The sequence below is a fragment of the Clostridium sp. CAG:43 genome, from assembly GCF_000434655.1.
In the GTDB taxonomy this organism is placed as follows: Bacteria; Bacillota; Clostridia; order Lachnospirales; family Lachnospiraceae; genus Otoolea; species Otoolea fessa.
Genome location: NZ_FR895086.1, coordinates 2530 through 9018 on the forward strand (window position 1 = coordinate 2530; position 6489 = coordinate 9018).

Consider the following 6489-nt stretch of genomic DNA (forward strand, 5'->3'; position numbering starts at 1 on the left):
TGGTCGTCCGACGTATAAATCAGTTCATGTTCAACAACAAATCCCAGTTCCTCTAAGTTTCTAACCGCCTCTTCCTCACTCTGGTTCACAACGTTAACCATTTTTTCTCGATGCGGGCCACGGCTTACAACTACTTTTATCACATTTCCCGTCTCACCTTTTTCTCCTGATGAAGGTGATTGCGAAATAATTGCTCCCTGGGGTACATCTGCGCTATACTCCAAGCCGGTTTTCTCAATAAAATAACCGCTTTGCTGAAGTTTTTCCCTTGCTGAATCCATATCCAAATTTACAATTTCAGGTACGGCACTTTCCTTTTTTTCTAATTCAGGAGTTTTCTTCAGTACATATACAGTTACCTCGTCTTCATATGCAATTTCAGTTCCCGGTGCCGGATCAATACGTGTAATCAATCCCTTTTCTCCCCAGCTTCCAGATGAATCTTCCTGGACTTTTACAGAAACAATTCCATCTGCTGATAGAATTTCGCCGCCTTTTTCTTCTGACATCCATACAATATCTGGAATCACTGTTTTTCCATTACCTGTACTTAAAATCACATTGATCTTAGATCCTATCTCTACCTCATCGCCTGGTTGAATTGCATTTCCTTTCTCGTCCTGCTGTCCTAAAACATAGCCTTTCATAATGGTATCTGATGCCTGTGTTCCTGCCAGTCCATATTCCAATCCTAACTCTTCCAAACGCTTTTTAGCCGCGCTCTGAGACATATTAACAAGGCTTGGCATCCATACCATTCCCTCATTCTTCTGAAAACTTGGAAGTTTCGGCATAGATGGCGTGATAACACCTGTTGCCAGCAACAATGACAACAATATAATCACACCTGCTCCTGCCCCGCATAGAATTTTCAATCCCCGCGGCCATTTACCAATATCTTCTTTCTCTTTTGTTGCCTTTGTTCTTACTGTACTCTGCGATGTCAAAGCCTGTTCAAATTCTGCAGCTGACTGTGTCCTGTCTTCGATACGGACCTGCAATGCATTCATCAGCGCATTTTCTATATATACCGGGATTTTCACCCCAAGCTTTGACGGTTCCTTTAATGTATCTTTTGCCCGACGTTCTGGAGATTCAGGAGGGCGAACTCCTGTAATCATTTTATAAAACGTCGCTGCCAATGAATATACATCCGTCCACGGTCCCTGATTTCCACCACTTTGATACTGCTCAACCGGTGCATACCCCAATTTTAAAATGACCGTTAATGATTTACTATGGGTTGTTGTCACCTGTCTCGCAGCGCCAAAATCCAAAAGTTTTACTTCTCCTGATTTAAGAAGATAAATATTATCTGGTGATATATCTCTATGGATAATTCCCTTTTCATGGACTTCTTTTAACGCTGCTGTTACCGAAAGAATAATAGGAAGAGCTTCCTCCACTGGCATTTTTTTCTCACGTTTCAGCCTTTCCTTCAGTGTCTCTCCTTCCAATAATTCCATGACAATATAAGCTGTACTGTTTACTTCAAAGAAATCATATATCTGCGTAATTCCCGGTGCCTGCCTAAATTCAGCCAGATTCTTCGCCTCGTCTAGCGACTTCTTCATCCCCGCTAAAAACTGTTCTTTCTTTTCTCCCGAAAACACATGCACCTCTGTTTGATGAGGCATCCGTGTTGCAAACTCCGATGGAAAATATTCTTTAATTGCTACTCGATGTAAAAGTTTGGTGTCAAATCCTATGTACGTAATACCAAATCCACCAAACCCCAACACCCGGCCAATAATGTAACGGTTATGCAGCATCGTTCCCGGTGAAATGTGGTATGCCTCTTTTGCTTCTGAACTTTGTCGATATCCACAGTATGGGCATATATCATAATCACCTTCATACTCCCGCATACATCCCAAACATAGTGTTTTCATGTCTTATCCCCCGGATACCCTTATTTCCATACAAAATCTTCATCACAAAGCGGTATATACATAAATATATTCTCACCCATCTGAATCCGATCCCTGGAATGTAATCTCTTGGCTTCTAAGAGAACATCTTCATTTACATAGACCAGTTCTCTTGCATTTCCAATCTCTGCCATAAAACATCTATTTTCAGCGTCATAAGAAAGAAGCAATTGAGAATCGTTTGAAGACTCATCCTCTTTCAAATATATGTCCATGCTGCCCGAAGCACCTATCACATATTTTTTCATCTCCAGTTCAAATATTCTACCATAATATTTTCCCTTTATGCCTACCAGCCATGCCGCTGTTTTCTTTTTTTCTTCCGTTCGCTTCACAGTCACAGAAACAGCCTTTTTATTTTCCTTCGCTGCCCCCTCTGCTTTATTACACCTAGGGCACTCACTGTAGACACTTGCATCATAATAATGTCCGTTCGCACATCTCTTTAAATTCATACGTTCCTCCCTATTTTATCTCCATTGTCGCTGCTCCATTTAACAAATTAGCAAAACTTCTCAGATTATTTGGGACCTGCTGCTCCCACAAAATACGGTATAAAACTTCAAACCACTCGGATGGACACCTGGCTTCCAGTATGTCTATTTTCTCCTGTTCTTCCCCATTTTTCCATTTATCCAATCCTATCAGGCAACATACCGCAAGGGAGGATAATGCCTTCACATCCTCCTTCGCACTTCCTCCTTTAAATCCCATAAGTGCCAGCTTTCCATATAAAGTTAAATAACAGCACTCCGGCATTATCTGCCCATGAAAAACACCTATCTCATGTGCATTATACAGCGCATAGACCATTTTCTCTACCATTTTTTCTACTTTTTTAAAGGGAAGGGAGTCTATCTCTTCCAATACATTGAAAAGAGTTCTATCTCCTGGATATTCCAGAATCTGAAACACACCCTCATCTTCCTCAAAAGCAGACAAAACCTTTAAGATCTCTGTCACTTCATCCAGACGGATTGAATTTTCCCAATTTTTTAAAAGCAATGCCTTTTCCGTCTTATTTATATAATCGTCGCTTTTCCGAACAAATACTTTTCGCTCAAACAACGTATCCCACCCCAGAAAAAGCTTTTCCCTAGGATTCTGGCTCCTCTCTGTTCCTAACAGATAGCGTCCATGAAGCATATTCTTTCGCATATCCTGCTCACATCCAAGATTCTGTGAACCACAAACCGGGCATACGTTATCATCATCCATGCAATTTTCCATACAATTCAGGCATCTTTTCACTTTTTTTCCTCCCACCGCTATAATTGTATGTGTCATTTTGTTATTTCTGCTTTAAAATTCTTTCCCGCTTTTCTATATTCCGTCATCCATTCACTATCCGCATATGTACCTGCACTTAATGTATCATCGATTTTCTCCAAATCACCTTGATAAACATCTAAAAACACTGTGCCAATTTTATGGCTTAACGGAACCCCTTCTCCACCCTGCACAGTCAAAATACTCTGTGCGCGATCGCTCAGCATATAATAAATCATCCATTCAGCTGCTTTCTTTTGTTCCTTACTAGATGAAGCATTTACACTCCACCAATGATCGGGCCATAAAACAGAATTTTCCAAAACCGTAACTTCAAAACGTCCCGGAATTTGTTTGGATATAAACTGATAATCTCTGGTATCCGAATCATATTCAGCGATGGTACCTTCCAAAAATGCATTCAATGCATCCTGGGCGTTCAGCTCTTGCTGATCTCCCTTTGCAGCAGATTCATTGTCTTTCTGCTTCAGATTCTCGTATATAAAGCTATCTTCCGGTCTCACTGCATAGGTATCAGCCGCCTCCAGATCCGAACGCTTATAAACAACTGCCGCCTGCAGGCAGAGAGGCATTTGTTTTTTCTCTGGAAACAACTGTTCATATCCAAATAGCATATAATAATTCAATGGATTTTCAATCATTTGATACATCGTATCCAACGGCTCTAATTCATCGAAATACGCCTCATCCAGCAATGTGCTATCAAACACTTCCGGAAGTTCTCCATCTTTTGCTGCTTGATTTAACACATCTTCATACTCTGATTCTGGATATACCCGGACATCCAGCTCTACCTGCGGATACTGTTCCTTAAAATCTGCCAGCATAGCATCAAATCGTTCTTTAACCGTTTCTTCTGTATCATCCTCATCTGCGCTCAGCCAAACTTCCAACTCCGCTTTCTGAAGCGTTGTCTTCACTTGTTCTTTATGATACATCTGCCAGCATACACCTGCCCCAGCTGCAAAAATAACTGTAATTACTCCAGCTTGTGCAAATCGATAAAGTCTCCTTCTCTTTATCTCTTCTTCCACATCCCGGACGGCATTCATACTCTGTAGAGCTTTCTGAAAATCAGCCGCATTTTTAAATCGCAGTTCCGGTTTTAGCGCCATCGCACGCATAATAGCATTACTGATTGATTTAGGAATCGTATTATTCAATTTCATCGGCGGCACAAGTTTATCCTTGTGCTGACGATCTGTGGATTCTTCCGGCTTAATGCCAGTCAATGCAAAATACATTGTTGCACCAACTGCATAAATATCCGTCTGTGCTCCCTGCTTGCTTTTTGTCCGATACTGTTCTGGCGGCGCATAATGTGGCGTCAGAACGGTAGACATATCCGTCTGCTCAAATCTAGCGGCACCAAAATCAAATAGTTTGACTACGCCGCTTCTGCATATAAAAATATTGTTAGGATTTATATCCCGATGAATGATTTTCGCCTTGTGAACTTCCTTCAATGCATCCAAGACAGCTAGCGATACTGCTGTCGCAAGCTCCAAACTGACCTTTCCGCCTTGTTCTCTGATATATTCCTTGTAGGTAACGCCATCCATATATTCCATAACCATATATACCGTGTCGTTTTCCTCAAAAAAATCATACACATCTACAATGTTTGGATGTTCATTGAACTTTGCCATCTTTCTGGCTTCTCCGAGAAAACGTTTTTTTCCCTTTTCAAATTCAGCCTCATTTTTAGGTGAATATGCCCGAACCTCGTTGGTTTCTGGAATACGCGTTGCTATACTGCTGGGGAAAAACTCCTTAATCGCCACCATTTTTCCAAACGTCTGATCCCAAGCTTTATATACGATACCGAAACCTCCGGCATTGATCGGGACCCCTATCATATAACGTCTTTCACTCAGCAAAGTTCCTACATCTAAATAATATAGATCTTTCTGCTTCTGTTCCAATTGATAACCGCAATGTGGGCAATATACCGTACCATCTTCTATTTCCTGCATACAGTTATAACAACGAGCCATTTTCTTCCCCTCTTATTCCTTTTTCTTGTACTGAATTAAAATCGCAGTTGTATTGTCCTGTTTTTTAATTGCCTGCTCCAAAGCCATCCGTATCAGCCGTCTTGATGATACCGTCATATCCACTGCATTGTCACACATCATTGCCTCTATCTGCTCAAAACTAAGGCTCTTATACAGACCATCACTGCATATCAAAATTTGATCGGATTCCTGCAATAATTCTTTTTCGTCGCTTCTTCCAATCCGCTTCAAGCCATTCATCCCTATATAACTGGTCAATGCTTCTGCCTTGGAACCATGTACTTCTCTTTGATAAAATTCTTCTGTTATCTTTCCATGATAGCGATCTTCATTTAACTGTTCTTTATAATTATGATCCACACTTATCTGATGAAGCCGTCCATTACGTAGCAAATAAATCCGGCTGTCCCCCACAGAAAGCCATTCAAAGCAGCCTTTTTTCACAACTACAGCCGCCATCGTTGTACCTGCTCTTAAATAATCTCCCTTCTCATTTTTGAGCTTTGCAACTTTTTCGTCTGCCGTCAATGCTTCCTCTTGAAGAAAATCGCCATCTACTTCGGTTTCCTGCCGGCGATAAGCTTCCGTAAGCGAAGATACTGCTGCCTGACTTGCGCGCTCGCCGCCATTCAGTCCTCCCATTCCATCACAGACTACTGCTAATAACTCATCTTTTTTTTCCATAATCGCAGCAAAATCCTGCTGAGAATTTCGATTTCCCCAGATACTATAGACTCCTATTTCCAGTTCCAAATCTGTTTTTTCATTCGTTTTCCAGAATATAATATTATCACTGTGCATCTGCTTTCCAGACTCTTCCTTCCCTGCAAAAAGCTACAAATTCAAATTTTTCCTGTAAAAACTCTATTTCATCACCTGAATGAAGTTCCATAGACGATTGGATTTGTGTCCCGTTAAGCTGAATTTCATCCTGCTGCGGCAGAACAAAAAATTGATTTTTGCGATTATCATAGACAATCAATACCACTGCCCTATCAGCCGCTGCAGCTACACCCTTAACTTCAATTTTTCCATTCGAAGCAATAACCATACGGTTAAATCCCTGTACAATCCTATAATCCATGCCCTTAGCAGAACCTTCGATTCCAACCAGCCATCCAGCTACATAATCCCGTACTTCCAATTCCGAATCTGTTTTATATTCTTCTACTTTCTGTGGATTTTCTGGCTCTTCCGGCTCGCGGTACGAAATCGTCACATCATCATCTTCCGTATCCTCCGGTTCTTCT

At 41.1% G+C, this 6489-nt stretch carries 6 protein-coding genes; all 6 read right to left on the reverse strand.

Annotation, left to right across the window (positions count from 1 at the left end):
- On the reverse strand, positions 1–1868 hold a 1868-nt coding region (locus tag QVO97_RS06960), incomplete at its 3' end, for a Stk1 family PASTA domain-containing Ser/Thr kinase (RefSeq protein WP_288189266.1).
- A 44-nt stretch (positions 1869–1912) separates the two neighbouring features.
- The gene (locus tag QVO97_RS06965; RefSeq protein ID WP_022359640.1) at positions 1913–2386 is read right to left on the reverse strand and encodes an FHA domain-containing protein; all 474 of its coding nucleotides are present in this window, start codon (positions 2384–2386) and stop codon (positions 1913–1915) included.
- Between the two features lie 10 nt (positions 2387–2396).
- Entirely contained in the window at positions 2397–2936 is a 540-nt protein-coding gene (locus QVO97_RS06970) for a hypothetical protein (protein ID WP_288189267.1), read from the reverse strand.
- 278 nt (positions 2937–3214) lie between these two features.
- Entirely contained in the window at positions 3215–5218 is a 2004-nt protein-coding gene (locus tag QVO97_RS06975; RefSeq protein WP_022359642.1) for a serine/threonine-protein kinase, read from the reverse strand.
- A 12-nt stretch (positions 5219–5230) separates the two neighbouring features.
- Positions 5231–6040 carry a PP2C family protein-serine/threonine phosphatase gene (locus tag QVO97_RS06980; RefSeq protein ID WP_022359643.1) on the reverse strand — a complete coding sequence of 270 codons (810 nt, stop codon included), beginning with the start codon at positions 6038–6040 and terminating at the stop codon, positions 5231–5233.
- Positions 6030–6489 (reverse strand): hypothetical protein (locus tag QVO97_RS06985; RefSeq protein WP_288189269.1); only part of this gene is annotated, 460 nt, incomplete at its 5' end. The genes QVO97_RS06980 and QVO97_RS06985, both read right to left, overlap by 11 nt.